Raw genomic sequence first — 26,375 nt, 5'->3', positions numbered from 1 at the left:
TTAAGTTGGTTTTGGGTTTTGAAATTTGTGTGTTTTGTATTTTTATTGGGGGGCGGTTTTGTTGGTTGCTTATTTAAGGGTTATAAGATTTTAAAATGGTTGATTTTAATTTGAAGGGGGGCGAGTTAATCGCCCCGGTTACTTAGTAGAATATACAGTTTTCCAATTCATTGTAGGTGGTTGAGTCAGTAGGAAGAGTTTTTGCAATATTTAATTTTAGTTTTTCTGCATTGATGCTGGTAGATAGGCCGCAAATATTTCGTATTTTTGATACTTCCTTTTTAATCTCTTGGTTATCTATATCGGTCGCAAGTTTTTCATAGCTGTCTTCATCGAATTTTGTCCCTTGGCTTTCACAAAATGCTAGTAGCGCATCCTTGCTGAAAAGGTAGTTTTCGATTTCCCAACGTTTGAGCATGCGGTGGTTTTCAGGGTTGTTGTCAAGATAATTATTCCGGTCATCTTGAGTAATAGGTTTTCCCGATCCAGAGTCGCGATCTTTTAAAACCAATACTTCTATGGAAGGCAAAGCCTTGGATAGAATAGCAATTGCTATTTCGCTTCTTTGATCCAATTCGGTATTGCCACCACTAGAAATAAAGAGAGTATCGGGATGCTTTTCATTGAAGATGCTATTGAAAGCTTGAGCATCCATACCTCTTTCTCGTCCTCCTTGGCCAGGACTGTCACGGCCCTCACAATATACTAACCTTTTAGGGCAGAGGAGATGTGTCAAGTCATCTAAAGCGATCGAGAACAATTTACGCCAAATTGTAAGGTTTTTTTCTTCTGGTATTAGCGTTGCTGGCTCCGAAGAATATTTTTTTTCTGGGTCGAAGTATATTATTTGACATTCATCATTGAAGTTTTCTTGGAGCGCTCTCATGAAGCCAATGCTATGAGTGGTTATCCATATTTGACAATTTTTACCGACTAGACGATTTATCTCAATGAGTAAGTTTTTTTGTATGGATGTGTTTATGTGTAGCTCTGGCTCGTCTAGCAAAAAAATCGTATCGTCGAAATTATCTTGTCTGAGGTAAAGATCAAGTAGTAGGTCTACTACTTCTTTCTCTCCTGATGAAAGAACATTAAAAGAAAAAGGGGTTGTTTGTCCTTTTTTTCGGAAGTATAACGTGCCTTGAGCGCTTTCGATGTTGCCTATATTGTCTAGTTCTAAATCCAAGCAATTTCTGAGGGAGCTGTTAAGGTCTCCAATTATTTTTTCTTTTGCTTCACTTGGTCGGCAGTCGGTTTCATTCAAGTATTTGTTGAATTTTATATTTAATCTTCTATAGCTTTGCTCCATTTTGTCATCAAGGTCTGATGCGGTGCTTGCCCCGTAATTGTTTAACATTATGTCGGAAACAGATTTGGATTCTGTCACATTGAGGTTGCTGTTGTATCTATAAGGACTTCGAAAGGAAAAAATGGTGTTCTCTTTTCCGGCTTTCCCTTCTCTGATTTTGTAAAAATTACCTCTGTCAAACTCAAGCTCAATGCTAAGATGGTTAAGTGTCCTGTCTCCAGACATGGAGTGGTAAGTATGGTCTTTAGTTCCTTGGTTTCCCAATGAGCCATGTACATTATTTAGATATAGCATTCCATCTAGAACGCTGCTTTTTCCGCAACCGTTAGGACCAACAAGAGCAACTATTCTGGCGGGTTTCTCACCTAGATCAATAGTTGTATCGTGGAACCTTTTGTAGTTGTTGAATAAGCGTACTTTTTTTACTCTCATACTCATCCTTGCGTAGGTGGGTTTTTTCGCAAGGTACCATGCTTTAATTAATAATGGCTAGTTGCCTGTACTGGCATTGAAAAGACTTATGTTCGGACGTGTTCGTCAAGACCAACCACATGCCGGTGCGTTTCCTGATCTACGTGGCGATCACGGCGCTGACCCGTCTGCTGATTTCCAACGTGTCCCACCACAACCCGCCCGACATCGGCATCATCTACCTGTGCGGTGGGATTCTGCTGCTGGCGTTCGCGATTCTGGTGGTGCGGTATGCGTCGTCGGCATTTCCGTCGGTGAAGGTCGAAGGCCCGCGCCGCAAGGGCGAAGCGAGCCTTGAAACAGAGAAGGGCGAGCTCTAGAACCCTGCGTTGAGCGGCGGCCTGCTGACCGGCGGCCGCTGCAGTACCTGGTGGCTGTCCCCATCGGTCATCACCGCCAATATCTCCATCGCGCTGTGCCCCTGCTCGATCGCAATCCCGAATTGCACACTCTGCACCAGCCGTTTCAGGCGCTGGGGGTCGTTGCGTTGTTCGGCGCTGATCATGCGTTTGGCCACGACGCCGTCTTCATCGGACAGGGTCAGCATGATGCTGCCGTCCAGCCGCTGGATGCTTAAATTGACCCGGTATTTCGGGGCGAAGGTGTCGGTGATGATCTGAAAAGGGTTGTCCATGGTGCGTTACCGCCTGATAAGAACATGCAGTCATTGACGACCGGTGTCGGGATTAGTTCGCGTTTCCTGACCACCGGCCATTCGCTCGCTGAGGTTTTCACAAGGTCCGTTTTCCTCAGTAGCTGTACAGCAAGGGGCGTGCCGTACAGCAATCTGCCCGCCATCAAATTTCCCCTGTGGGAGCGGGCTTGCTCGCGAATGCGGTGTGTCAGCCAATGATTGCTCAGCTGAACGACCGCTTTCGCGAGCAAGCCCGCTCCCACAGTGGGTGGGTGGTGTTTTTGAGTTCGGTGATCCGTTTCAGGGCATGACCGAAAAAACGATCGCAGACAGCGCAATCAAGCCGACCAACACCACAAACACGTTGGACGCCTGGCCCGAGTACTGGCGCAAAGATGGCACGCGGCGGATGGCGTACATCGGCATCAGGAACAACAGGCAGGCGATGATCGGCCCGCCCATGGTTTCGATCATGCCGAGGATGCTCGGGTTGAAGGTGGCCACGGCCCAGCAGGTGAGCACCATGAACAGCGCGGTGCAGCGCTCCAGCCACTTGGCCGACATGCTGCGGTTGCGCCCGCGCAGGGATTTGACGATCAGGCCCTGGAAGCCTTCGCTGGCGCCGATGTAGTGGCCCAGGAAGGATTTGGTGATCGCCACCAGCGCGATCAACGGTGCGGCGTAGGCGATGACCGGGGTCTGGAAGTGGTTCGCCAGGTACGACAGGATCGAGATGTTCTGCGCCTTGGCGGCGGCGAGGTCAGCCGGCGACAGGGCCAGCACGCAGCTGAAGCAGAAGAACATCACCGTCAGCACCATCATGCTGTGGGCCATGGCCAGGATGCCGCTGCTTTTGCGTTCGGCTTGCGGGCCGTACACGCGTTTCTGGTCGACGGCGAAGGCGGAGATGATCGGCGAGTGGTTGAAGGAAAACACCATCACCGGGATCGCCAGCCACAAGGTCTTGAAGAAGGCCGGCACGGGCATGCCTTCGCTGGCGGAGGCGAAGAATGCGCCGTTCCAGTTGGGGATCAGGCTCACCGCCAACAGCAGCAGGGCGGCGACGAAGGGGTACACCAGCACGCTCATGGCCTTGACGATCACGCCCTGGCCGCAGCGCACAATGGCCATCAGGCCGAGGATCAGCACCAGCGACAGGATTGCCCGGGGCGGTGCAGCCAGGTGCAGTTGGTGTTCCATAAAGCTGGTCAGGGTGTTGGTCAGCGCCACGCTGTACACCAGCAAAATCGGGAAGATCGCGAAGAAGTACAGCAGGGTGATCAGCTTGCCGGCGCCGATGCCGAAGTGTTCTTCCACCACTTCGGTGATGTCGCCGGATTTGCCCGACAACACAAAGCGCGTCAGCCCACGGTGGGCGAAGAAGGTCATCGGGAAGGCCAGCAGCGCCAGCACGATCAACGGCCAGAAGCCGCCCACGCCAGCGTTGATCGGCAGGAACAAGGTGCCGGCACCGATGGCGGTGCCGTAGAGGCCGAGCATCCAGGTGGTGTCGTGTTTGTTCCAGCCTTGTGTAACGGTGGTCGGCGTCAGGTCTACAGCGGGATTTTCGGCAGCAGGTGTACGTACATCGGTCATCGTTATTGCCTCGTTATTATTTTTGCGCGGGCTCACGTTGGGGCGGCAGGAGTGCTCCGATCAGCACTCCACCCAGCTGACGGCCAGGCCGCCCCGTGAAGTTTCTTTGTATTTGTCGTGCATGTCGGCGCCGGTGTCGCGCATGGTGCGGATCACCCGGTCCAGGGAGATGAAGTGTTTGCCGTCGCCGCGCAGGGCCATTTGCGTGGCGTTGATCGCCTTGACCGCGGCGATGGCGTTGCGCTCGATGCACGGCACCTGGACCAGGCCGCCAACCGGGTCGCAGGTCAACCCAAGGTTATGTTCCAGGCCGATTTCGGCGGCGTTTTCCAGTTGCTCCGGGGATGCGCCGAGCACGTCTGCAAGGCCGGCAGCGGCCATGGCGCAGGCGGAACCGACTTCGCCCTGGCAGCCGACTTCGGCGCCGGAGATCGAGGCGTTTTTCTTGCAGAGGATGCCGACGGCGGCGGCAGCCAGGAAGAAATTCACCACGTCATCGTCGGACGCGTCCGGGTTGAACTTCATGTAGTAGTGCAGCACCGCCGGGATGATTCCCGCCGCGCCATTGGTCGGCGCCGTCACCATGCGCCCGCCGGCGGCGTTTTCTTCGTTGACGGCGAGGGCGAACAGGTTGACCCATTCCATGGCCGACAAGGTCGAGGTGATGACGTTGGGTTTGCCGATTTCCAGCAGGCTGCGGTGCAGTTTCGCCGCGCGCCGTGGCACATCCAGACCGCCGGGCAGGATGCCTTCGTGGCGCAGGCCTTGTTCGACGCATTCACGCATCACCGACCAGATATGCAGCAGGCCGCTGCGGATCTCGGCATCGCTGCGCCAGGCCCGTTCGTTGGCCATCATCAGTTCGGAAACCCGCAGGCCGTGCTTGTTGCACAAGGCCAACAGCTCGACGGCGCTGGAGAAGTCGTAAGGCAATTGCACTTCGCTGGTAGGCGCGATACCGGACTCGGCTTCCGCCGCTTCGATGATGAAACCGCCACCCACCGAGTAGTACGTCTGTTCGCTCAACAGGCCGTTTTCGCCATAGGCATGCAGGGACATGGCGTTGGGGTGGTAGGGCAGGCTTTCGTCCAGCAGCAGGAGGTCGTGTTGCCAGTTGAAGGCAATCGACGTGCGGCCGCCGAGCAGCAATTGGCCGGACTCGCGCAGTTGCTGGATGCGTGGGCCGATACTGGTGGGGTCGATGCTGTCTGGCCATTCGCCCATCAGGCCCATCACACAGGCGCGGTCGGTGGCGTGGCCGACACCGGTGGCGGACAGCGAGCCGTACAAACGCACTTCTACGCGACGGGTTTCGTCGAGCAATTGCTGGTCGATAAGCGCTTGGACGAAGGTCGCCGCGGCCCGCATCGGGCCGACGGTATGGGAGCTGGAAGGACCAATGCCCACTTTGAATAGATCGAAAACACTGATAGCCATGCTAAACCCTTACAAGCAATGGAGTAGGAATCGCTGCCATGTTTTGTAGGACAAGCGGAATTGGCGCGATACTGAGCCTCTGGATCGGCACTGACCAACGAATTATCCTAAGACACCCTTTAGCAGGACTAAACCCTATGGCTCGCCCGCTTCATGGCCAGACCTACGTCTGGTTGCACGTTTTTTCCTGCGCGGCACGGCATTTGTCGTTCACCCGCTGCGCCGAGGAACTGCACATCACCCCGGGCGCGGTCAGCCAGCAAATCCGTCAGTTGGAGGAGCGTCTGGGGTTTCGCCTGTTCCATCGGCGCGCACGCGGGGTTGAGCTGAGCGCAGAGGGCCAGCGGTTGGCGATCACCGTGGGCGAGGCCTATGGCAACATCGATGCCGAGTTGCAGCGGCTGGACGCCGGGATGATCAGCGGCACCTTGCGCCTGCGCTCGATCCCGTCGTTTCTCGGCAAATGGCTGACCCCGCGTTTGCCACGTTTGCAGCAGCGCTTCCCGGATATCCAGCTGCGCATGGTTGCCGAAGACAGCAGCGTCGCCCTGCACGAGGGCGACTTCGACCTGGCCATCGACCTTAACGACGGCAGCTATCCCGGCTTGTTGTCCACAGCCTTGCTGGACGAGCAGATTTTCCCGGTGTGCGCACCGAGCCTGCTGCGGGGGCGACCGCCACTGCATGGCCCCGCTGACCTGGTGCATTTCCCGCTGCTGCACGACATCACTGCCTGGCGTGGGAGTTATGAGTACGCAGAGTGGGAGTTCTACCTGAACGCCATCGGCTATGACGCCGCCGACGTACGGCGCGGGCATACCTTCAACCGCAACCACCTGACTATCGAGGCGGCGATTGCGGGCATGGGCGTGGCGATTGCCCGGCGAACCTTGCTCAATGACGAACTGGAACGCGGCACCTTGATCGTGCCATTCGGCCTCGCCGTTCCCAACCACAAACGCTATGTGCTGCTGTACGCGCCGGGTGCGTTGAGCCATCCGGGCGTGCGGGCGGTGCATGACTGGCTGGTGGAGGAAGCGGAGATTTTTCGCGGATTGCACCCGTTGGGAGAGGGGCAATTGTAAGGAAGTTGGCGGTAAGAAGATGTAACCAACTCCCCACCCTAACAGCGTTTTTGGTTGTAGTCAGGGTTAATTTGTAATGTGGGATTTATCTTTGCAAAGGGGTTGAAATGTTCCTCTGTCTGCTCAATTGTGTAATCAGGAGGTCATGGTTTTCACCCATCCGGTGAAGCAGGAATGGCCTTCGGCGAGCTAGCTGAAATAAGGGAAAACTATGCAAATCCAAGTCAATAGCGATAACCATATTGAAAGCAGCATCCGACTGGAGGAGTGGGTACGTACCACCATTGAGAGCACGCTCGAACGTTACGAAGAAGATCTGACCCGCGTCGAGGTTTACCTGCGGGACGAGAACGGTGACAAGCCCGGCCCACACGATCTGAGTTGCCGACTGGAAGCACGGCCAAAAGGCCATCAACCGCTTTCGGTCCTCCATAAAGCCGATACGCTGGAACAGGCGATCGATGGCGCAGCGACCAAGCTGGAGCATGCCCTGGAGCATCTGTACGGCAAACTGCGCGGCAAACCACGCGCCGCGGGTCAAAGCCTGCCCAATACCAAGGCCGACGAGGCCGAGCTAGAAGAGGAATTCCTGGAAAACGAACAGGCTGCGCTTAACGGCTGATAGCTGATACTTTTTTCAACCCCACTGAAAACGGGCCTGCAGATGCAGGCCCGTTTTTTTATGCGCAAAAGGTCAGCGCGGGCTGCGCCGGAAAAAACAGGCGCTCAAGGCCGCCAGTGCGCACGCTCCAACGCCGGCATACAACATGGCCCATCCCGCACCGTTGCGCAGCGCGGCCTGGGCGATCAGTGGGCCCTGCGGCAACACGTCCAGCTTGCCGGCGGCGATGTCCTGACTGAGGGTGGCCAACTGTGCCGTGCCAGGCAATATGCCAGCCAGGTAATGAGCGATCCCGAGTATCAACACCAACCCCATCAACGCGATATTCAGCGCCAGGGTGATCAGCCGTGCACTGAAGTCGATGCCCGAGGCCATCCCTGCGCGGTCGGATGAAACTGATCCGGTGGTGGTGTTGGTGGTGGGCGAGTTGGTAAACGCCAAGCCGCTGCCGGCAATCCCACAGGCGATCAGGACCCATACCACACTGGGCTGGCCGCTATGATTGATCGCCGCCATTGTCACAAACCCCACGCCCATCAGGCCCAGGCCCAATGGAATGATGCGTTCGGCGCCATAGCGCAGGGCCAGGCGTTCAGCCAGCGGCGGCACCACCAACGTGGGCAGGGTATAGGCGAGCAGGGCGAGCCCGGTGAGCATGGTGTCGTAGCCCAGGCCGGCCTGGAAATACAGCGGCAGGTAGATCATGAAGGGCCAGAAGCTGAAGTTCATGCCGATCGAGCCCATTAGCGCGCCGTTGAAGCGCGGGATGCGAAACACCGAGAAGTCGAACATCGGGTGCGGGCTGCGCCGCTCGACAACCATGAACAACAGCAGGCTGGCCACCGACAACCCGGCCCAGCCGAGCATGGCCGGGGTGGCAAAGCCGCTCTCGGTGCCCTGGGTGATGAAATAAACCAGGGCGAACACTGCCAGGGTGAGGGTGGCCATACCGGCTATATCGAGGCGATGGGCCGCCGGGTCACGGGATTCCTGCACGCTGATGCGCAGCAACACCAGAGTGAACAAGGTCAACGGCACATGCACCAGGAACACCCAGCGCCAATCCGCCACCGCCAGGATCAATGCCCCCACCATCGGCCCGAAACCCAGGCCCACCCCGGCGATCACGCCCCACACCGCAAAGGCCCGGGCCCGGGCCGCCGGCTCGCGGAACTGGTGCGAAAGGATCGCGAACTGGCAGATCATCATCGCCCCGCCTCCCACGCCCTGGACAAAACGCGCCGCGATCAGCGTGGACGCATCGTTCGCCAGCCCACAGGCCAGCGAAGCCAGCCCGAATACCCACAGGCACAGCACCAGCATGCGTCGGCGGCCAAAACGATCGGCCAATGTGCCGGCGGCCATCAGCACGCTGGTGCAGGCCAGGGTGTAGGCGTTCATGATCCATTGGGCGTCCTGGAAGCCGGTGCCCAGTTGCTGCTCGAGGGTGGGCAGGATGACCGGTACGCTGGAAATCTCCAGCCCGAACATCAGCGCCACCAGGCACACGGCGGTGAGCGCAAGGCCGTCCCGGGCGGTACGTGGCGGGTTGATGGCGGATACAACGGCGTCGGGTGGCATGGCCTCTTCCTTTCAATGGGGGAAGGTGTCATTTTCACGGGAATCTGATTCTTTATTAGCGATACTTCTTCCTGTGATAAGGGAATATAGGGCGACAAACGACCATGGCCACTCCGCGTTTTGATGGTGTTGAACTGTTTTTGCAGATCGTCGAGAGCGGCAATCTGACGGAGGCCGCCGAACGGCTGAACCTCACGCGCTCGGCGGTGGGCAAAGGCCTGGCGCGGCTGGAGGCGCGGTTGGGGACGTCGCTGTTGCAACGCTCCACCCGGCGTCAGCGTTTGACCGAGGACGGGCAGGCCTATTACGAGCATTGCCTGCGTGCGCTGGCGGAACTGGAAGCCGCCGAATCCGTGCTGGAAAGTGGCCGTCAGCAGCCACGTGGACGGTTAAGGGCCAGCTTGCCTTTGGCGTTCGGTCATCACTATGCGGCGCCGGCGTTGTGGGGGCTCATGGACCGTTTTCCGCAACTGGAGATTGAAATTTCCTTCTCCGACCGACTGATCGACCTGGCCCAGGAAGGCTTCGACCTGGCGGTGCGCATTGGCGCATTGCCTGACACCGACCGCTTGAGTGCACGTCGCCTCGGCGAACAGGCGATTGCCCTGGCGGCGTCACCCGCGTACTTGCAGCGCACACCTCGTATTGACTCCATCGACGACCTGGCCGGGCACCGGGGCATTGCCTATCGCAGCAATGCCCCGCACCGCGAGCGAGTCGCCTCGCCGTTGATCCTCGATGACCTGCAGGCCGTGGCCGATGCCGCCATCGCCGGGGTCGGCCTGGCCTGGTTGCCCAGTTGGCTGATCGCCCACTACGTGTTGCGCGGGCAACTGCAGGCGGTGCTGCCGGGCCACCGCGAGCAACCGATGCCGATCCATGTCATCTGGCCCACGGCGACGCACATGCCGGCCAAGACCCGTTGCGCCATCGACGCGTTGGTGGCCGGCACACCGTCGTGCCTGGCGGGTAGCTGATCAGAACGCGATGGACGTCTGCACATACAGCGTGCGCGGCTCGCCGACGTATTTGCCCTTGTTGTTATCGTCAAACGAGCGGGTGTAGTACTGCTTGTTGAAGATGTTTTTCACACCCACCGCCACGTTCAAATCCGACAGCTGCGGGCCAAAGTCGTACGCCGCGCGGCTGCTGAACAGCATGTAGCCAGGAATGCGTCCGGTGCTGCCATCAGCACTTTCTGCTTCAGTGTTGGCGTTGTCGGCAAACTGGCTGCTCTGGTAGCTGCTGTCCACGTTCAACTTCCAGCGACCTTCGGTGTAACCCACACCCAGGGTGCCCTTGTGCTTGGAGGAGAAGGGTACGCGGTTGCCTTTGTTCGGGCCGTCTTCGCGGATGGTGGCGTCGACGTAGGCGTAGGTGGCGTACACATCAAAACCGGCGAGCGCCGGGCTCAAGCCGTCGAGGGCGTAGTTGATGCTGGACTCGATGCCCTGATGGCGGGTTTCGCCGCGGGCGATCACGGTGTCGTTGGTCTGGTTGCTGTCGTACTGGTTGTCGAAGTTGATCAGGAACGCGCCGATCTCGGCGCGCAAGGTGCCGTTGTCATAGCGTGTGCCGAGTTCCCAGGTGCGGGCTTTTTCCGGCTTCACTTCGCCACTGGTCACGCGGTTGGGCATCTGGCTGTACTGCACGCTGCCGAACGAACCTTCGGTGTTGGCGTAGAGGTTCCAGTCGTCGGTCAGGTGGTAGAGCACGTTCAGCGCCGGCAGGGCGGTGTTGTAGTCGCCTTTGTATTTGACGTTGCTGAGGTTGTTGGTCTGCTGGGACTCGATCATCTCGTAGCGGATGCCCGGGGTGATGGTCCACTTGCCGATATCTATCCGGTCGTCGACGAAGAACGCATTGGCTTCGGTGCTGCCTCGGGTGTCGCGGTCGTTGCGGCTGTCGGTGGTCGGCAGTTGCTGATTGGCGGAAATCGGCGTGCGGTAGCGCAGTTCGTGGCCGGCCTCGTTGATGTAGCGGTAGCCCACGCCGACTTCGTGGCTGGTTGGGCCGAGGTCGAAGCCTTGGGCGAAACGGGTTTCCAGGCCGCGTACCCAATACTCGCGGGGCGATAGGGAGAGGAAGTTGCCCTGGTCCAGGTAACCGCTGCGCAGGGTGGTGGTGAAGAAGCTGTTGACCGTGAATTCCCGGCGATCTTCCTGGTAGCGATAGCCCGCGTTGAACATGGTACGCCGGCCCCAGAACTGGTCGTAGGGGCGGGTGGACTGATACGGGTCGGCCTTGTAGGCCGCAGTGCTCAAACCACCGGGCATATCGGCTTTGCCTTCGTAGTACTGCGCCATGGCGTTGAAGCTGTTGGCGTCGTCCAGCTGGTATTTGCCCTTGAGGATCAGGTCGTCGATGCGGGTGTCGCTGTTCTCGCGCCAATCACCACCACGGGTGCCGGAATACAGGATCGCGCCGCCCAGGCCGTTGTCCGCCGTGCCGCCGGCCAGCAGGTTGCCGGTGGTCTTGAAGCCATCGTGGCTGGAAGACGGGCTGGTTTCGGTTTGCAGGCCGCCTTTCACCGTTGGCGCATCGGGAATCGCGCGCGTGACGAAGTTGACGATGCCGCCGACGTTCTGCGGGCCATAACGCACTGCGCCGCCGCCGCGTACCACGTCCACGGCATCCATGTTGCCCATGCTGATGGGCGCGAACGACAACTGCGGCTGGCCATACGGCGCGAACGGCACCGGGATGCCGTCCATCAAGACCGTGGAGCGCGAGGCCAAGCGTGGGTTGAGCCCGCGAATGCCGAAGTTCAGCGCCATGTCGTGGCTGCCGGTGCCGTTGTTTTCCGGGGCGTTGACCCCGGGAATGCGGTTGAGCACGTCGCGGGCCTGGGTGGCGCCCTGGCGTTCGAATTCTTCGCGGCGGATCACGTCCCGGGCGCCAGGGTGCTCGAAGACGTTGGTTTGCGCCGCGTCCCCCAGCCAGTCGCCGACCACGTTGGAGGTGCCCAATTCGAGGGTGGCCGGAGCATTCGCCGGTTGCAGGCTGAAGGCGTTGTTGCCCTCGGCACGGGCTTGCAGGCCGGTGCCTTTGAGCAACGCATTCAAGCCTTCTTCAGCGGTGTAGTTGCCCGACAGGCCGTGGCTTTGCACGCCGGCGGTCACGTCCGAGCCAAATGAAATCAGCACGCCGGCTTCCCGGCCAAATTGATTCAGCGCCGCTTCCAGTGACGTAGGGGCGATGCGGTAGGGCTTGGCGTCGGCCGCCATTACGTAGGGAACGGTGCTGAAACTGAGGCTGGCCCCCAGCAACAAGTGGCGCAGGGTGCGGGCGAGTGGCGTCAGGCGAGTCGGTTGCTGGGGCATGAAGTGCGGTCCTGAGAAGGAAGGATCAAGGTGGCTTTCCTTCTCTGTCACGCGAGGTGCGGAAAACGGCTCACGGGGTTTGAAAATATTTCAGGCACGGGCTTCGACAGTGACCCAGTAGCGGGTAAACCGCCGGACCCTGACCGGCAGGCTGACTTGCAGCAGGTCCAGGATTCGTTCGCTGTCGTCCAGCGGGTAGCTGCCGGAAATCAGCAGGTTGGCCACCTGCGGGTCGCAATTGAGCTGGCCACGGCGATAACGGCTCAATTCGGCGAGGAAATCTTCCAGGCGCATGTGGGCCGCCACCAGCATGCCGTCGGCCCAGGCGCCGCTGCCGGCGTCGGTGGGGCGGGCGGTGTCCCAGCCTTTGCGGGTGAAATTGACCTGATGGGCTTTCTCCACCGACAACGGCAAACCGCTATAGGTGTTGGGCATCACGTCAACGTGCCCATCAAACACCGCCAGTTGTGTGTGATCGTTGAATTGCCGCACGTTCAGCCGCGCGGCCTGGGCGCTGAGCAGGCCCTGGGAAGTGATGACCCGCAGCGGGGCGTTGCCGGGTTTGGCGGTCAGCAGGATTTCGCCTTCGAGCAGGCGGATCAAGCGTTGCTGGCCCTCAAAATGCACATCCACCGCACTGCCGGTGTTGAGCTGCAACTGGCTGCCATCCGCCAGCTGGAACTTGCGCCGTTGGCCGATGGGGCTGCGGTAGTCGGCACTCAACGGCGGCAATATATGTTGCTGGCGCAAACCCCAGGCCGCTGCCGACCCGGCGCCGAGTATCAGCAACAACTTCAGGGCCTGACGACGACTGTTGGATTTCGGTGCATTCAAGGCGGCGTGGGCCAGGGGTGATGGCATCCCGCGCAAGCGCTGGTTCACTCGCTGGATGTGCTCCCAGGCCCGCTGATGTTCGCTGTGGGCGTCCAGCCACTGTTGCCAGGCCGCCTGTTTACGTGGGTTGAGCGGGCCCTGCTGCATTTCCATCAGCCAGTGCACCGCTTGTTCGGCGACTTGCGTTGAGAAACTCATAGGGCGAAGTAGCAGCGCATCGCCGCTTTATTCAGATGGCGCTTGACCGTGGCGATGGAGATGCCCAGTTCCGCGCCGATTTGCGCGTAGGTCAGGCCGTCGAGCTGGGACAGCAGGAACGCGCGTTTGACCGGGGGCGCCAAGCCGTCCAGCAACTGGTCCAGCTCCATCAGGGTTTGCAGGATGATTGCCCGCTCTTCCTCCGACGGCGCCACGTGTTCGGGCATTTGCGCCAGGGCGTCGAGGTAGGCGCGCTCCAGGTCCTGGCGGCGGTAATGGTTGCACAGCACACGCTTGGCGATGGTGGTGAGGAAGGCGCGAGGTTCGATCAGCGTCGGTGTTTCCCGTGCGGTGAGCACGCGGATGAAGGTGTCCTGGGCCAGGTCGGCGGCGCTTTCCGGGCAGCCGAGCTTGCGTCGCAACCAGCCGGTAAGCCAGTGGTGATGGTCGTGGTACAGGACTTCGACGGTGTTGGACGGCTGCAACGCGCACACTCCGGCAGCATGGGCATGCTTTAGAGAACAAGAATTGTTCGCATTGTAGGGCGCGCAGACGGGTTCGGCAATTGCCAGTGATGCGTTCTCTTTTGCTTATGAGAACCTTTATCATTAATATTGCGCACTGACGAACCTGGCGCCTTGTGCATGAAACGCAAAACCTCACTTCCCGTTTCCTACCGTCTTGCCGTGACGTCGCGGGTGCTGGCGGCTGTGGTCGGCGGTTACCTGCTGGCCTCGCTGGCCAGCGTGTGCATGACGCTGTGGCTGCCCACCAGCCGCGCCGATGCGGTGATCAGCGGCATGCTGAGTTCGTTTGTGTTCTACCTGTTGGCAGTCATCTGGTGCTTCGCCTGCCGCACGGCCTGGCGCGCCTGGTTTGGCGTGTTGCTGCCCAGCGCGATAATGGCCACGTTCGCCGGGTTGGCGTACTGGATGGCGCGCACATGAAAGAGGGCTTCCGCCAGGCCATGGCCTGGTTGCACACCTGGGCCGGGCTGATCTTTGGCTGGCTGCTGTTTGCGATTTTCCTGACGGGCACCCTGTCGTATTTCAAGGACGAAATTACCCACTGGATGCAGCCCGAAGTGCAGGCGCATCCCGTCGATGACGCCCGTAGCCTGGCCGCCGCCCAAACCTATCTGCAACACCAGGCGCCCAATGCCGCGCGCTGGTTTATCACCTTGCCGAGCAGCCGTGAGCCGGGCCTGTCGGTGATGTGGCAAGACAAGGTCGACCCGGGCAAACGCGGCAATTTCGTCGAAAAACTCCTCGATCCCGTCAGCGGCCAGCAGGTCCAGGCCCGGGAAAGCATGGGCGGCGAATTCTTCTATCGTTTCCACTTCCAGCTGCAAATGCCCTATCCGTGGGGGCGCTGGCTGTCGACCATCGCCGCGATGGTGATGTTCGTGGCGTTGATCACCGGGATCATCACCCACAAGAAAATCTTCAAGGACTTCTTCACCTTCCGCCCGCGCAAGGGCCAGCGGTCCTGGCTCGACGGGCACAACGCCGTGGGCGTGCTGGTGTTGCCGTTCCACTTGATGATCACCTACAGCAGCCTGGTGATTTTCATGAGCATGGTGATGCCGGCGAGCATCCTCGCTTCCTACGGCAACGATACCCGTGCGTTCTTCAACGATGTGTTTCCGGCCACCGACAATGCGCCGGCCCTCGGCCAGCCGGGGCAATTGCTGCCACTGGGTCCGATGTACGAGCAGGCGCGCGAGCAATGGGCCGGCGGGCATGTCGGACGGCTGGTGGTGAATAATCCAAGCGATGTAAACGCCTCGGTCAATGTGTTCCGCGCCGGGTCGGATCGAGTGGTGCATGACTTTGGCAGCACCGTCTCATTCAACGGCACTACCGGCGAACTGTTGCGGGTGAGCGGCGAGCAGTCGCTGCCGGCGGCGATTGGTGGCAGCTTCTACGGTTTGCACATGGGCCATTTCGCCGGCCCGGTATTGCGCTGGCTGTATTTCATCTGCGGCCTCGCGGGCACGGCAATGATCGGCACCGGGCTGGTGATGTGGCTGGGCAAGCGTCAGCTCAAGCACACCAAAACCGGTGTGCTGCCCTTTGAGCTGCGGCTGGTGGAAGTGCTGAACATCGCCAGCATGTCCGGCTTGATGATCGCCATCGCTGCATTCTTCTGGGCCAACCGCCTGTTGCCGGCCAGCTTTGCCGGGCGCTCGGACTGGGAAGTACAAGCCTTCTTTATTGCCTGGGGCTTGAGCGTCCTGCACGCGATTGTCCGCCAGGGGCGCCGCGGCTGGGTTGAGCAATTGAGTGTGGGCGCGCTGCTGTTTATCGGCGTGCCGGTGCTCAACGCGCTGACCACGACCCAGCATTTGGGTGTGTCCCTGGCCAACGGCGACTGGGCCATGGCCGGTTTTGACCTGACGTGCCTGGGCAGCGGCGTGTTCCTCGCCTGGGCTGCCTGGAAAATGCAGCACCGCCGTGTCCCTCAGCCCAAGGCCGAACGTGCCCGGCCATTGACCCTCAAGGGCGAGGTGAACTGAATGCTCCTGGCGCTGCTGCTGTGTTACGCAGGGTTTACCGCGTTGTGCCTGTCCATGGACCGGCACCATGGCGAACTGCTGCACAGTAAACCTTCGCCTCGTCGGCGCCTGGGTTTGCGCGTGGGCGGCTGGCTGCTGTTGATTGTCTCGATCTGGCCGGCGGTGCTCGCGACCGGGTGGAGCCAGGGGTTGGTGGAGTGGTGCGCGGTCTTGATGCTCAGCGGGTTGTTGCTGGTGTTGCTGTTGCCGTATCGGCCAAGGCTGGCCTTGATCCTGGCGGGCCTCGGCCTGCTGGCCAGTCCGGTTGCGGCCTTCGCGACCCTTTGAGTCCATCGTTGATGATCACCACGCCCCCCGAACATCCAGAGCAGCACGCAGACGCGGCGGGCGGACGGGCGCATTTCCTGCAGGTGTTCCTGTCCCAGCGCTCGCAGATGGAAGCGCTGGTCAGCCGCCGCGTGGGCTGCCGTGCGACGGCGGCGGACCTGGTGCAGGATTTGTTCCTGCGCTTCTGGCGCCGGCCGCTGGTGCAGGTCGAGGAGCTCAGCACCTACCTGCTGCGCTGCGCCGGCAATATCGCCATCGACCACCTGCGCAGCGAAGGCGCCCGGGTGCGCAGCAGCGAAGGCTGGCTGCCGGAACAACAGGATAACCAGGGCTGCGAACCCCAGGCCGCGCTGGAGGCGGGCAATGATCTGCGTCACGTTGAAGCAGCCTTGCGCAGCCTGCCGGAACGTACCCGGCAGATTTTCCTGCTCAACCGCATCCATGGCCGCAAGTACGCGGAAATCGCCAAGGCCATGGGCCTGTCCCAAAGCGCCGTGGAAAAACATATGATGCGTGCCCTCGAAGCCTGCAAGGCCAGCCTTCGTGAACCATCGCCAAGGAAAGCCCCGTGAACGCCACTGCCCGCGTCACCCCGACGCCCGACCAGGAACAGGCCGCACTGGCCTGGTTGAGCCTGTTGCATGACCAACCCAGCAGTGGCGACCAGGCCACGTTCAGCCGTTGGCTGCGGGCCGATCCTGCGCATGTGGAAGCCTACGCCCAGGCCCAGGTGCTGTGGGAATTGAGTGAAGTACCGGCCAGAACGTTGGCGGATGAGGATGCCCTGGCGCTGCAGGGTTACTTGAACGCGATGAATACCTCGAAACGCTCCAGCGTGCGGCGCTGGTCTGGTGCCCTGGCCATGGCCGCCTGCCTGCTGGTGATGATCTCGATGGGCGCCGGCTGGCAGCCGTCACGCTGGGTCGATGACTTCGGCGCGGATTACGTCACCGCGCCGGGTGAGGTGAAGACCGTGACCCTGGCCGATCAAAGCCAGGTCACCCTGGACGCCGACAGTGCGATCGCAGTGGATTTCAAGCATGGCGAGCGCCATATCCAGCTACGCCGTGGCGCCGGTTTTTTCAGTGTGACCCACACTGGCGAATCCTTTGTGGTCGAGGCCGGCAGCGGCGAAGCACGGGTGCTCGGCACGCAGTTTGAGGTGCGCCTGCAACCGGCAGGTGCGCAGGTGACGGTGTTGTCCGGTCGGGTTGGGGTAACGCCGTCGAAGTATGCTCAGCAACAGATTCTGACGGCCGGCCAGCAAGTGGCCTACGCCGACGGTGTCGCCGATGAGCTGCACGCGGTCGACAGCGAGTCGCGCCTGGCCTGGCGCGATGGTTGGCTCAACTACTACAAGGCGCCGCTGGCCGATGTGGTGCAAGACCTCGGCCGCTACTATCCGGGGCGCATTCTGCTGCTCAACGAAGACCTCGGCGCCCGGCGTGTCAGCGGCAGTTTCCCGAGCAAGGACCCCCAGGCGGTGCTCAATGCGTTGCAGGCGGTCTTGGGGTTTGAACAACACTCGCTGCTCGGTCGGATGATCGTATTGCGCTAGATACAGAGCGCTACGCCGCAATGGCGTGGCGCTGTCATTACTTGCACCACCTTCCCTTGAAAATCCCCATGCCTTGGCACATCCGTGTGTGTGGACCTTTCATTTAACCTTCATCGCAATCGCCAAAACCTGTAACCAAATCGTTACGTGATGCACGGATGATCCTCGGATTCCTGAGCAGGTGGTCAGGAAGATTGGCGGCGCTGTTCACCCAGCCGAGATCGCCAATACCTCCCCCATAACAACAGATAGATGCATGTAAGGGATCTACTCGTGACCTACAACAAACTCTATGCCCTGCTTTTAGCATCGGGCCTGGGCGGCTTTGCGCCGCTGGTTCTGGCAGACGATTCCCAGGATGTCGGTTCGGTGCACGTCGCCGGCGAACGTACCCTGGGCACCGGCCACATGATTCAGGAAGAAAGTGCCAAGGCCCGGTCCACGGTGACCAAGGAAGCCATGGACGAAATGTCCCCGACGGCCAACGCCATCGACAAGCTCAAGTACACCCCGGGCATCAACGTTTCCAACGACGACGCCAGCGGCATGAGCGGCACCAGCTTCACCATGCGCGGCATGAACTCCGACTAGGTCGGGGTTTCCATGGACGGCGTGCCGATCAACGACTCCGGCAGCTATGGCGTGTACGCCAACCAGCTGGGCGATCCGGAAAACGTCGGTGAAGTGTTTGTCACCCAGGGCTCCTCCGAAGCGGACGGCCCGCACATTGGTTCCAGCGGCGGCAATATCGGCATGGTCACGATCCGGCCGACCAAAGAGCCAGGCTTGTTCGTCAAGCAATCCATCGGCTCGAACAACCTGACAAAGTCCTTCGCACGGCTCAACACCGGCGACCTGGGCGGCTTCAAGACCTGGGTCTCGGCCTCTCACACCGAAGGCGACAAGTGGCGCGGCAAGGGCACCTTGCGGGGCGACAAGGTGGAGTGGAGCACGCTGTTCGAAGACGACAACGGCAACACCAGCAACTTCACCATGAAGTACAACACCCAGGAAAACTACAACTACAACACGCTGAGCAAGAGCCAGTTCCAGCAACAGGGCCGCCGCCTGGATTACGCGGAAACGCCGGTCTACAAGAACGGATTGCTGTCGTCTTCCTACAAGCTCAACCGCAACCCATTTGAAAGTGTCATGACCACCTTCACCCAGCGCTGGCGCCTGCGTGATGACCTGGCCCTGACAGTTGCGCCTTACTACTACCGGGGCAACGGCGGCAGTTTCAGCGGCCAGACCGCGACCAACCTGGGGCCGAAGTCCGACAAGGCCGGTAACTACGACCTGGGTAACCTCCAGTCGGCCAACTACTACCGGCCGTCGTGGACCGAAACCTGGCGCCCTGGCGTCACGGTCAAAATGAAATGGGACATCAACGAGGAGCACAGCCTGGATTACGGTTACTGGTACGAGCGCGCTCGCCAGCGCCAGACCCAGCCGTATATCGGGATCAACAGCGAAGGTGCACCGGACGACATCTGGGGGGATTACAACAGCGGCGGCCAGGTGGTCGACAAGAACGGCAAGACCGTCCAGGGCCGTCACCAGTACACCGTGACCCCGGCCCAGAAGCTGTGGGTGCAGGACAGCTGGCAAGCCACCCCAGACCTGAGTTTTGTCGGCGGGCTGGCGTACCAGTACGTCGAGCGTGACGGCGACAACCTGGGCAGCCTGTACGACAAGCCGGAAAAGCGTAACGCCCGCTACCATCAGTTCCTGCCGAACTTCAGTGCCAAGTACCAGGTCGACGAGAGCAACCAGGCGTTCTACAACGTCACTCGCAACATGCGCACACCGCAGAACTACGTGCTGTACAACAAGGGCGATTCCCTCAACCTCAACCCCGAGCTGAGCTGGAACCAGGAGCTGGGCTGGCGCTACACCGAAGAGAAAATGGCCCTGAGCGCCACCCTGTTCTACATCACCTTCAAGGACCGTCAGCTGTCGACCACCGACTTGAACGGTGACTACGTGATGGCCAACGTCGGTGACGTGACCAACAAAGGCCTGGAGTTGGAGTGGAGCGGCCTGCTGCCGTACAACTTCAACTACTACGCGTCGTACACCTATACCAAGTCCGAGCAGCAGGACGACTTTGTCAGCAAGAACGTGTTGTTGCCGACCAAGGGCAACCAGTTGGCCAACGTGCCGGAAAACATGCTCAACCTGGTGTTTGGTTACGACGACAAGCGCTACTACGGCAACATTGCCGGCAAGTATGTCGGGGCGTTCTACGGTGATTTGACCAACAACGAGAAAATCTCCGGGCGCACCGTGTTTGATCTCAACGCCGGTATCTACCTGCCGGTGGACAAGAAGGTCTTCAAGTCGGCCGCGCTGCGCTTCTCGATGCTCAATGTGTTCGACAAGGAATACCTGAGCTCGGCGCGCACCGTGTCGTTCAACTCGGCGCCGGTGAATGGCCTGGCGGCCAGTTCGGCGTATTACAACGTGGGTGAAGAGCGTACGGCGATGGTTTCCCTGGAGGCCAATTTCTAACGCGTACGCAAACCCAATGTGGGAGCGGGCTTGCTCGCGAAAGCGGTGGGTCAGTCGCCAGATGTATTGACTGAACCAGCGCATTCGCGAGCAAGCCCGCTCCCACATTTGATCTGCGGTATTTTACAGAGTGAGTTACTTCAGCGCCGCCATGATCGCTTCAGGGTTGTAGTCGCGAATCAGCGTGCCGTTCACGTCCACAAACGGAATCCCGCCGCCCCCCAACGCCTCGTACGCCTTGCGCGCCTGGGCGTCCTTCTCGATATCAAACGCCTGGTAGGGAATCCCCTTGGAATCCAGAAAACGCCGGATCTGTTTGCAGTAGCCGCACCACTCGGTGGAATACAGCACCACGCGCGCTGCCGCGCGTGTCTGCTCCGGCACCACCTGGGAGGGGTTGAACAACCGCTCGATCTTGCCCCAGTTCTGGAAAACCACCACCACCAGCAACACCAGCAGGACTTTCTTCAGAACCCCGCCCAGCATCAGTTGCGACGCTTGAGCTGGTCGGTCAGTTGGGTCGGCAGGCCCTTGATGATCAAGGTGCCGGCGGCTTCGTCGTATTCGATCTTGTCGCCCAGCAGGTGCGCTTCAAAGCTGATGGACAAGCCTTCGGCACGCCCGGTGAAACGGCGGAACTGGTTGAGGGTGCGTTTATCCGCCGGGATTTCCGGCGACAGGCCGTAGTCCTTGTTGCGGATGTGATCGTAGAAGGCTTTTGGCCGATCTTCATCGATTAACCCGGACAGCTCTTCCAGGCCCATCGGCTCGCCGAGCTTGGCCTGGCTGCTGGCGTAGTCCACCAGGGTCTTGGTTTTCTCGCGGGCGGATTCGTCCGGCAGGTCTTCGCTCTCGACGAAGTCGCTGAAGGCCTTGAGCAGGGTGCGGGTCTCGCCCGGGCCGTCGACGCCTTCCTGGCAGCCGATAAAGTCGCGGAAGTACTCCGAGACCTTCTTGCCGTTCTTGCCCTTGATAAACGAGATGTACTGCTTGGATTGCTTGTTGTTCTGCCACTCGGACACGTTGATGCGCGCGGCGAGGTGCAGTTGGCCAAGATCCAGATGGCGCGACGGCGTCACGTCCAGCTGGTCGGTCACGGCCACGCCTTCACTGTGGTGCAGCAGGGCGATCGCCAGGTAATCGGTCATGCCCTGTTGATAGTGGGCAAACAGCACGTGGCCGCCGGTGGAGAGGTTGGACTCCTCCATCAGCTTCTGCAGGTGTTCCACCGCAATGCGGCTGAAGGCGGTGAAATCCTTGCCGCCGTCGAAATACTCCTTCAACCAGCCGCTGAACGGGTGCGCGCCGGACTCGGCATGGAAAAAGCCCCAGGCCTTGCCTTGTTTGGCGTTGTAGCTCTCGTTGAGGTCGGCGAGCATGTTCTCGATCGCGGCCGACTCGGCAAGCTCGGAGTCGCGGGCGTGGAGAACTGCGGGTGTGCCGTCGGGTTTTTTGTCGATCAGGTGGACGATGCAATGACGGATCGGCATGGGCTTCTCGGCTGGTTGAAGGGGAGGGGTGGGGCTCCCGGAAAAAGTCGCCAGTGTACCGCACCCGCTGGGGATGGCGCTGTTCGGAGGGCGTTTTGAGCGCCATCCGACGGGCCATATGCCTTTTTTTCACGGTTTAGAGCGATAAAGCTGACCAAATGGGTATGTTGAGGCGGATATTTCCCCGTCTCTGTGCTAGTTTTGCCCCGTCTTACGCGCAGTCTGGGCGTTAAGCGTGCATTCAGCATTTGTCAGGTCGAACCAAACCCGGTTTCAGGTATCTATAACCCCGATCTTCGTGGTTATAGCCCTTGGGTGCCAGGCCTTGATGGCAGGGCTCGATGGCTGACACTGCACTCTGCAATCCAAATGAATTTGATAGGGAAGGAACACCACAATGGCTATTACTAAAGACCAACTGATCGCTGATCTGGCTGAAGCTGTAGACGCACCGAAAACCACCGTGCGTGCTCTGCTGGACCAACTGAGCCAGATCGTTGCTGATCAGCTGGAAAACGGCGGCGAAATCACTCTGCCAGGCGTTGGCAAACTGAAAGTGACCGAGCGTCCTGCCCGTACTGGCCGTAACCCTTCGACTGGCGCTGCCATCGAAATCGCTGCCAAGAAAGTTATCAAGCTGGTTGTGGCCAAAGGCCTGACCGACGCTGTTAACAAGTAAGACGCAGCAAAAAAAACCGTGCTCCGGAGCGATCCGGGCACGGTTTTTTGTTGCCTGCGATTTATCAGTCTTTACGGGCCCAACGCTGGCGCCACACCTGTTGCTCGCTCGGGGTCTGGAACGTCCAGGCGACGAAGCGGCTCTGCTTCTGGCCCTGGGACATCTCCACTACCTGGCTTTCCAGCACACCGGCCTTTTTCAGCGCTGTCTGGATCGCCGGCAAGTTCGACGCTTTCGACACCAGCGTGCTGAACCACAGCACCTTGTGCTGGAAATGCGCGCTTTCAGCGATCAGTTGCGTCACGAACCGCGCTTCACCGCCTTCACACCACAATTCCGCCGACTGGCCACCGAAGTTCAGCACCGGCAACTTGCGTTTCGGATCAGCCTTGCCCAGTGCGCGCCATTTACGTTCGCTGCCCTTGGTCGCCTCATCCATGGACGCGTGGAAGGGCGGGTTGCACATGGTCAGGTCAAACCGCTCGCCCGGCTCCAGCAAGCCCAGCAGGATCTGCTTGGGGTTGGTTTGCTGGCGCAGCTGGATGGCCTTGTTCAGCCCGTTGGACTGCACGATCGCCTTGGCGGCGGCCACGGCCGTCGGGTCGACTTCCGAGCCGAGGAAATTCCAGCGGTACTCGCTGTAGCCAATCAACGGATAGACGCAGTTGGCGCCCATGCCGATGTCCAGCACCTTCACCGGCGCGCCACGGGGGATCACGCCTTCGTTGACGCTGGCCAGCAGGTCGGCGAGGAAGTGCACGTAGTCGGCACGCCCCGGTACCGGTGGGCACAGGTAGTCAGCCGGGATGTCCCAGTGATTGATGCCGTAGAACGCCTTGAGCAACGCCCGGTTGAACACCCGCACCGCGTCTGGGCTGGCAAAGTCGATGCTTTCCTTGCCGTACGGGTTGATGATCACGAATTGCGCCAGTTCGGGCGTGGTCTTGATCAGCGCCTGGAAGTCGTAACGGCCCTGGTGGCGGTTACGCGGGTGCAAGGTGGCCTCTTTGCGCGGAACGACGGGCTTGGCCGGCGTACTGGATTTTGGCTTCTTGCGCGGTGCTTTGGGTGTGCTGGGGGCGGTCATGGGCTGCGTCGATTCTGCGTTTGTTTCAAAAGTGGTGGGTATTGTCACACATTCCTTGGTCGAACTCGGTCAAATGTGGGAGCTGGCTTGCCTGCGATGCAGGCGACTCGGTGTATCTGCCAGACCGAGGCGATGCCATCGCAGGCAAGCCAGCTCCCACATTGGTCGGGTTTCCAAAGAGAAATAGCGGTGTTTTTCCAAGCAAAAAAAAGAGACCCGAAGGTCTCTTTTTTTACACGGGCTGCCCCTTACAGGCTGGAAATCCGTGCGTGTTGCTCCGCCAGCTTGCCCAAAGCCTGTTCGGCTTCAGCCAGTTTGGCGCGTTCTTTCTCGATCACTTCAGCCGGAGCCTTGTCGACGAACGCCGCGTTGGACAGCTTGCCGCCCACCCGCTGCACTTCGCCTTGCAGGCGCAGGATTTCCTTGTCCAGGCGCGCCAGTTCGGCAGCCTTGTCGATCAGGCCGGCCATCGGCACCAGCACTTCCATCTCGCCCACCAGTGCGGTGGCGGACAGCGGTGCTTCTTCGCCAGCGGCCAATACGGTGATCGACTCCAGTTTCGCCAGCTTCTTGAGCAGCGCGTCGTTCTCGGTGAGGCGACGCAGGTCTTCGCTGCTGGCGTTCTTCACGAACACGGCCAGTGGCTTGCCCGGACCGATATTCATCTCGGCGCGGATGTTGCGCGTACCCATCATCAGGGTCTTGAGCCACTCGATATCGCTTTCGGCTGCCTCGTCAATGCGGGCTTCGTTGGCCACCGGCCAAGGTTGCAGCATGATGGTCTTGCCGTCTTTGCCCGCCAGCGGCGCGATGCGCTGCCAGATTTCTTCGGTGATGAAGGGCATGAACGGATGCGCCAGGCGCAACGCCACTTCCAGTACGCGCACCAGGGTTTGACGGGTGCCGCGCTGACGTTCGATCGGCGAGTTCTCGTCCCACAGCACGGGCTTGGACAGTTCCAGGTACCAGTCGCAATACTGGTTCCAGATGAACTCGTACAGGGCCTGCGCCGCCAGGTCAAAGCGGAACTGGTCGAGTTGACGGGTCACTTCGGCTTCGGTGCGCTGCAGCTGGGAGATGATCCAGCGGTCCGCCAGGGACAGCTCGATGGCCTCGCCGTTCTGGCCGCAGTCTTCGCCTTTATCCAGCACGTAGCGCGCGGCATTCCAGATCTTGTTGCAGAAGTTGCGATAGCCTTCGACGCGGCCCATGTCGAACTTGATGTCGCGACCGGTGGACGCCAGCGAGCAGAAGGTAAAGCGCAGGGCGTCGGTGCCGTAGCTGGCGATGCCATCGGCGAACTCGTCGCGGGTCTGCTTCTCGATCTTCTTCGCCAGTTTCGGCTGCATCAGGCCCGAGGTGCGTTTCTGCACCAGGGTTTCCAGGTCGATGCCGTCGATGATGTCCAGCGGGTCCAGGACGTTGCCCTTGGACTTGGACATCTTCTGGCCCTGGCCATCACGCACCAGGCCGTGCACGTACACGGTCTTGAACGGTACCTGCGGGGTGCCGTCTTCGTTCTTCACCAAGTGCATGGTGAGCATGATCATCCGGGCAACCCAGAAGAAAATGATGTCGAAGCCGGTGACCAGCACGTCGGTGGAGTGGAATTTCTTCAGGAACTCGGTCTGTTGCGGCCAGCCGAGGGTGGAGAAGGTCCACAAGCCCGAGCTGAACCAGGTGTCCAGTACGTCGTTGTCCTGTTGCAGCGTCACGTCCGCGCCAAGGTTGTGCTTGGCACGTACTTCGGCTTCGTCGCGGCCCACATAGACCTTGCCCGACTCGTCGTACCAGGCCGGAATCCGGTGGCCCCACCACAGCTGGCGGCTGATGCACCAATCCTGGATGTCACGCATCCACGAGAAGTACATGTTTTCGTACTGTTTCGGCACGAACGCGATGCGGCCGTCTTCCACGGCAGCAATCGCGGGCTCAGCCAGCGGCTTGGTGGACACGTACCACTGGTCGGTCAGCCACGGCTCGATGATGGTGCCGGAGCGGTCGCCCTTCGGCACTTTCAGGCCGTGGTCATCAACGCTTACCAGCAGGCCGGCGGCGTCGAAGGCGGCAACGATCTGCTTGCGCGCCTCAAAACGGTCGAGGCCGGCGTATTCAGCCGGGATCTTGCCGTCGATGCTCTCGTTCAGCGTGCCGTCGAGGTTGAACACCTGGCAGGCCGGCAGAACGGCGGCGTTTTTATCGAAGATGTTCAGCAGCGGCAGGTTGTGGCGCTTGCCGACTTCGTAGTCGTTGAAATCGTGGGCCGGGGTGATTTTCACGCAGCCGGTGCCGAATTCAGGGTCGCAGTAGTCATCCGCGATAATCGGGATGCGACGACCAACCAGCGGCAGCTCGACGAACTTGCCGATCAGCGCCTGGTAGCGTTCGTCGTTCGGGTTGACCGCGACAGCGGCGTCGCCGAGCATGGTTTCCGGACGGGTGGTGGCGACGATCAGGTAATCATTGCCTTCGGCGGTCTTGGCGCCGTCAGCCAACGGGTACTTGAGGTTCCACAGGAAACCTTTCTCGTCGTGGTTTTCCACTTCAAGGTCGGAAATCGCCGTGTGCAGCTTGGTGTCCCAGTTGACCAGGCGCTTGCCGCGATAGATCAGGCCGTCTTCATGCAGGCGCACGAAGGCTTCCTTCACGGCTTCCGACAGGCCGTCGTCCATGGTGAAGCGCTCGCGGCTCCAGTCGACGGACGAGCCCAGGCGACGGATCTGACGGCTGATATTGCCGCCGGACTGATCCTTCCATTCCCAGATTTTCTCGAGGAATTTCTCGCGGCCCAGGTCGTGACGGTTCTGGCCGGTGGCTTCCAGTTGGCGTTCCACCAGCATCTGGGTGGCGATACCGGCGTGGTCTGTACCTGGTTGCCATAGGGTATTGCGACCCTGCATGCGGCGGAAACGAATCAGGGCATCCATGATCGCATTGTTGAAGCCATGGCCCATGTGCAGGCTGCCAGTGACGTTCGGTGGCGGAATCATGATGGTGTAGGCATCGCCCGCGCCTTGCGGAGCGAAATAATTCTCGGACTCCCAGGTCTGGTACCAGGAAGTTTCAATAGCGTGCGGCTGGTAGGTCTTATCCATGCGCGGCGGGACCCTAG

At 60.0% G+C, this 26,375-nt stretch carries 21 protein-coding genes and 2 pseudogenes; 11 read left to right on the top strand and 12 right to left on the bottom strand.

Annotated features, from left to right (window positions below):
* Positions 1–142: 142 nt before the first annotated feature.
* Positions 143–1,741: an AAA family ATPase gene (locus HX814_RS22095; RefSeq protein ID WP_177008191.1), complete on the bottom strand. Its 1,599-nt coding sequence runs from the start codon at positions 1,739–1,741 to the stop codon at positions 143–145.
* Between the two features lie 98 nt (positions 1,742–1,839).
* On the opposite strand from HX814_RS22095, the pseudogene HX814_RS22090 reads away from it, so the two are divergent.
* Positions 1,840–2,100, top strand: a pseudogene (locus HX814_RS22090) (phosphate-starvation-inducible PsiE family protein); the annotation flags it as partial.
* Here HX814_RS22090 and HX814_RS22085 read toward each other — a convergent pair.
* The 3 genes from HX814_RS22085 to HX814_RS22075 form a co-directional block, all read right to left on the bottom strand.
* Complete coding sequence (locus HX814_RS22085) at positions 2,097–2,414, bottom strand: DUF3509 domain-containing protein (protein ID WP_003212781.1); 318 nt, start codon at positions 2,412–2,414, stop codon at positions 2,097–2,099. The pseudogene HX814_RS22090 and the gene HX814_RS22085 sit on opposite strands and share 4 nt — an antisense overlap.
* Positions 2,415–2,714: 300 nt before the next feature.
* Positions 2,715–4,010, bottom strand: a complete 1,296-nt coding sequence (locus HX814_RS22080; RefSeq protein WP_177008190.1) for a serine/threonine transporter — start codon at positions 4,008–4,010, stop codon at positions 2,715–2,717.
* Positions 4,011–4,070: 60 nt separating this feature from the next.
* Positions 4,071–5,447: an L-serine ammonia-lyase gene (locus tag HX814_RS22075; RefSeq protein WP_177008189.1), complete on the bottom strand. Its 1,377-nt coding sequence runs from the start codon at positions 5,445–5,447 to the stop codon at positions 4,071–4,073.
* A 137-nt stretch (positions 5,448–5,584) separates the two neighbouring features.
* Here HX814_RS22075 and HX814_RS22070 point away from each other — a divergent pair, with 137 nt between their 5' ends.
* Entirely contained in the window at positions 5,585–6,532 is a 948-nt protein-coding gene (locus HX814_RS22070; RefSeq protein ID WP_177008188.1) for a LysR substrate-binding domain-containing protein, read from the top strand.
* Positions 6,533–6,743: 211 nt separating this feature from the next.
* On the top strand, positions 6,744–7,154 hold the full coding sequence (locus HX814_RS22065) for an HPF/RaiA family ribosome-associated protein (protein ID WP_003212772.1): 411 nt from the start codon (positions 6,744–6,746) through the stop codon (positions 7,152–7,154).
* A gap of 72 nt (positions 7,155–7,226) precedes the next feature.
* Here the strand turns inward: HX814_RS22065 and HX814_RS22060 are convergent, their stop codons facing one another.
* Entirely contained in the window at positions 7,227–8,735 is a 1,509-nt protein-coding gene (locus tag HX814_RS22060) for an MFS transporter (protein WP_177008187.1), read from the bottom strand.
* A 104-nt stretch (positions 8,736–8,839) separates the two neighbouring features.
* On the opposite strand from HX814_RS22060, the gene HX814_RS22055 reads away from it, so the two are divergent.
* On the top strand, positions 8,840–9,712 hold the full coding sequence (locus HX814_RS22055; protein ID WP_008438547.1) for a LysR family transcriptional regulator: 873 nt from the start codon (positions 8,840–8,842) through the stop codon (positions 9,710–9,712).
* Here the strand turns inward: HX814_RS22055 and fecA are convergent, their stop codons facing one another.
* The 3 genes from fecA to HX814_RS22040 form a co-directional block, all read right to left on the bottom strand.
* On the bottom strand, positions 9,713–12,058 hold the full coding sequence (gene fecA, locus HX814_RS22050) for a TonB-dependent Fe(3+) dicitrate receptor FecA (RefSeq protein WP_102605177.1): 2,346 nt from the start codon (positions 12,056–12,058) through the stop codon (positions 9,713–9,715).
* A 90-nt stretch (positions 12,059–12,148) separates the two neighbouring features.
* Positions 12,149–13,090, bottom strand: a complete 942-nt coding sequence (locus tag HX814_RS22045; RefSeq protein ID WP_177008186.1) for a FecR domain-containing protein — start codon at positions 13,088–13,090, stop codon at positions 12,149–12,151.
* On the bottom strand, positions 13,087–13,575 hold the full coding sequence (locus tag HX814_RS22040; RefSeq protein ID WP_008438527.1) for a sigma-70 family RNA polymerase sigma factor: 489 nt from the start codon (positions 13,573–13,575) through the stop codon (positions 13,087–13,089). Before HX814_RS22040 ends, HX814_RS22045 begins: the two co-directional genes overlap by 4 nt.
* A 159-nt stretch (positions 13,576–13,734) precedes the next feature.
* Here HX814_RS22040 and HX814_RS22035 point away from each other — a divergent pair, with 159 nt between their 5' ends.
* From HX814_RS22035 to HX814_RS22010, 6 genes and pseudogenes are all read left to right on the top strand, one after another.
* Positions 13,735–14,037 (top strand): DUF3649 domain-containing protein, encoded by a 303-nt coding sequence (locus HX814_RS22035; RefSeq protein WP_003212759.1) that lies wholly within the window; start codon positions 13,735–13,737, stop codon positions 14,035–14,037.
* Positions 14,034–15,608 (top strand): PepSY domain-containing protein, encoded by a 1,575-nt coding sequence (locus HX814_RS22030; RefSeq protein ID WP_177008185.1) that lies wholly within the window; start codon positions 14,034–14,036, stop codon positions 15,606–15,608. The genes HX814_RS22035 and HX814_RS22030 overlap by 4 nt, the downstream gene beginning before the upstream one ends.
* A complete protein-coding gene (locus HX814_RS22025; protein WP_003212755.1) occupies positions 15,609–15,935 on the top strand; it encodes a DUF3325 domain-containing protein in 327 nt (108 codons plus the stop codon).
* A gap of 11 nt (positions 15,936–15,946) precedes the next feature.
* Entirely contained in the window at positions 15,947–16,507 is a 561-nt protein-coding gene (locus HX814_RS22020) for an RNA polymerase sigma factor (protein ID WP_003212753.1), read from the top strand.
* Positions 16,504–17,493: a FecR family protein gene (locus HX814_RS22015; protein WP_003212751.1), complete on the top strand. Its 990-nt coding sequence runs from the start codon at positions 16,504–16,506 to the stop codon at positions 17,491–17,493. The genes HX814_RS22020 and HX814_RS22015 overlap by 4 nt, the downstream gene beginning before the upstream one ends.
* Before the next feature lie 273 nt (positions 17,494–17,766).
* Positions 17,767–20,007: pseudogene (locus HX814_RS22010) on the top strand (TonB-dependent receptor).
* 135 nt (positions 20,008–20,142) lie between these two features.
* On the opposite strand, the gene HX814_RS22005 reads toward HX814_RS22010, so the two are convergent.
* Positions 20,143–20,493, bottom strand: a complete 351-nt coding sequence (locus tag HX814_RS22005; RefSeq protein ID WP_003212747.1) for a glutaredoxin family protein — start codon at positions 20,491–20,493, stop codon at positions 20,143–20,145.
* Complete coding sequence (gene yejK / locus HX814_RS22000; RefSeq protein WP_003212745.1) at positions 20,493–21,497, bottom strand: nucleoid-associated protein YejK; 1,005 nt, start codon at positions 21,495–21,497, stop codon at positions 20,493–20,495. The genes HX814_RS22005 and yejK overlap by 1 nt, the downstream gene beginning before the upstream one ends.
* A gap of 397 nt (positions 21,498–21,894) precedes the next feature.
* On the opposite strand from yejK, the gene HX814_RS21995 reads away from it, so the two are divergent.
* A complete protein-coding gene (locus HX814_RS21995) occupies positions 21,895–22,176 on the top strand; it encodes an HU family DNA-binding protein (RefSeq protein ID WP_003212743.1) in 282 nt (93 codons plus the stop codon).
* A 64-nt stretch (positions 22,177–22,240) separates the two neighbouring features.
* On the opposite strand, the gene rlmF is transcribed toward HX814_RS21995, so the two are convergent.
* On the bottom strand, positions 22,241–23,263 hold the full coding sequence (gene rlmF, locus HX814_RS21990; protein ID WP_003212741.1) for a 23S rRNA (adenine(1618)-N(6))-methyltransferase RlmF: 1,023 nt from the start codon (positions 23,261–23,263) through the stop codon (positions 22,241–22,243).
* A 248-nt stretch (positions 23,264–23,511) separates the two neighbouring features.
* On the bottom strand, positions 23,512–26,358 hold the full coding sequence (locus HX814_RS21985; protein ID WP_177008184.1) for a valine--tRNA ligase: 2,847 nt from the start codon (positions 26,356–26,358) through the stop codon (positions 23,512–23,514).
* Between the last annotated feature and the right edge of the window lie 17 nt (positions 26,359–26,375).

Source organism: Pseudomonas sp. C8002 (assembly GCF_013385765.1).
Lineage (GTDB): Bacteria > Pseudomonadota > Gammaproteobacteria > Pseudomonadales > Pseudomonadaceae > Aquipseudomonas.
The sequence above is the reverse complement of the archived record's forward strand: the minus strand, read 5'-3'. Positions and strand labels throughout refer to the sequence as shown.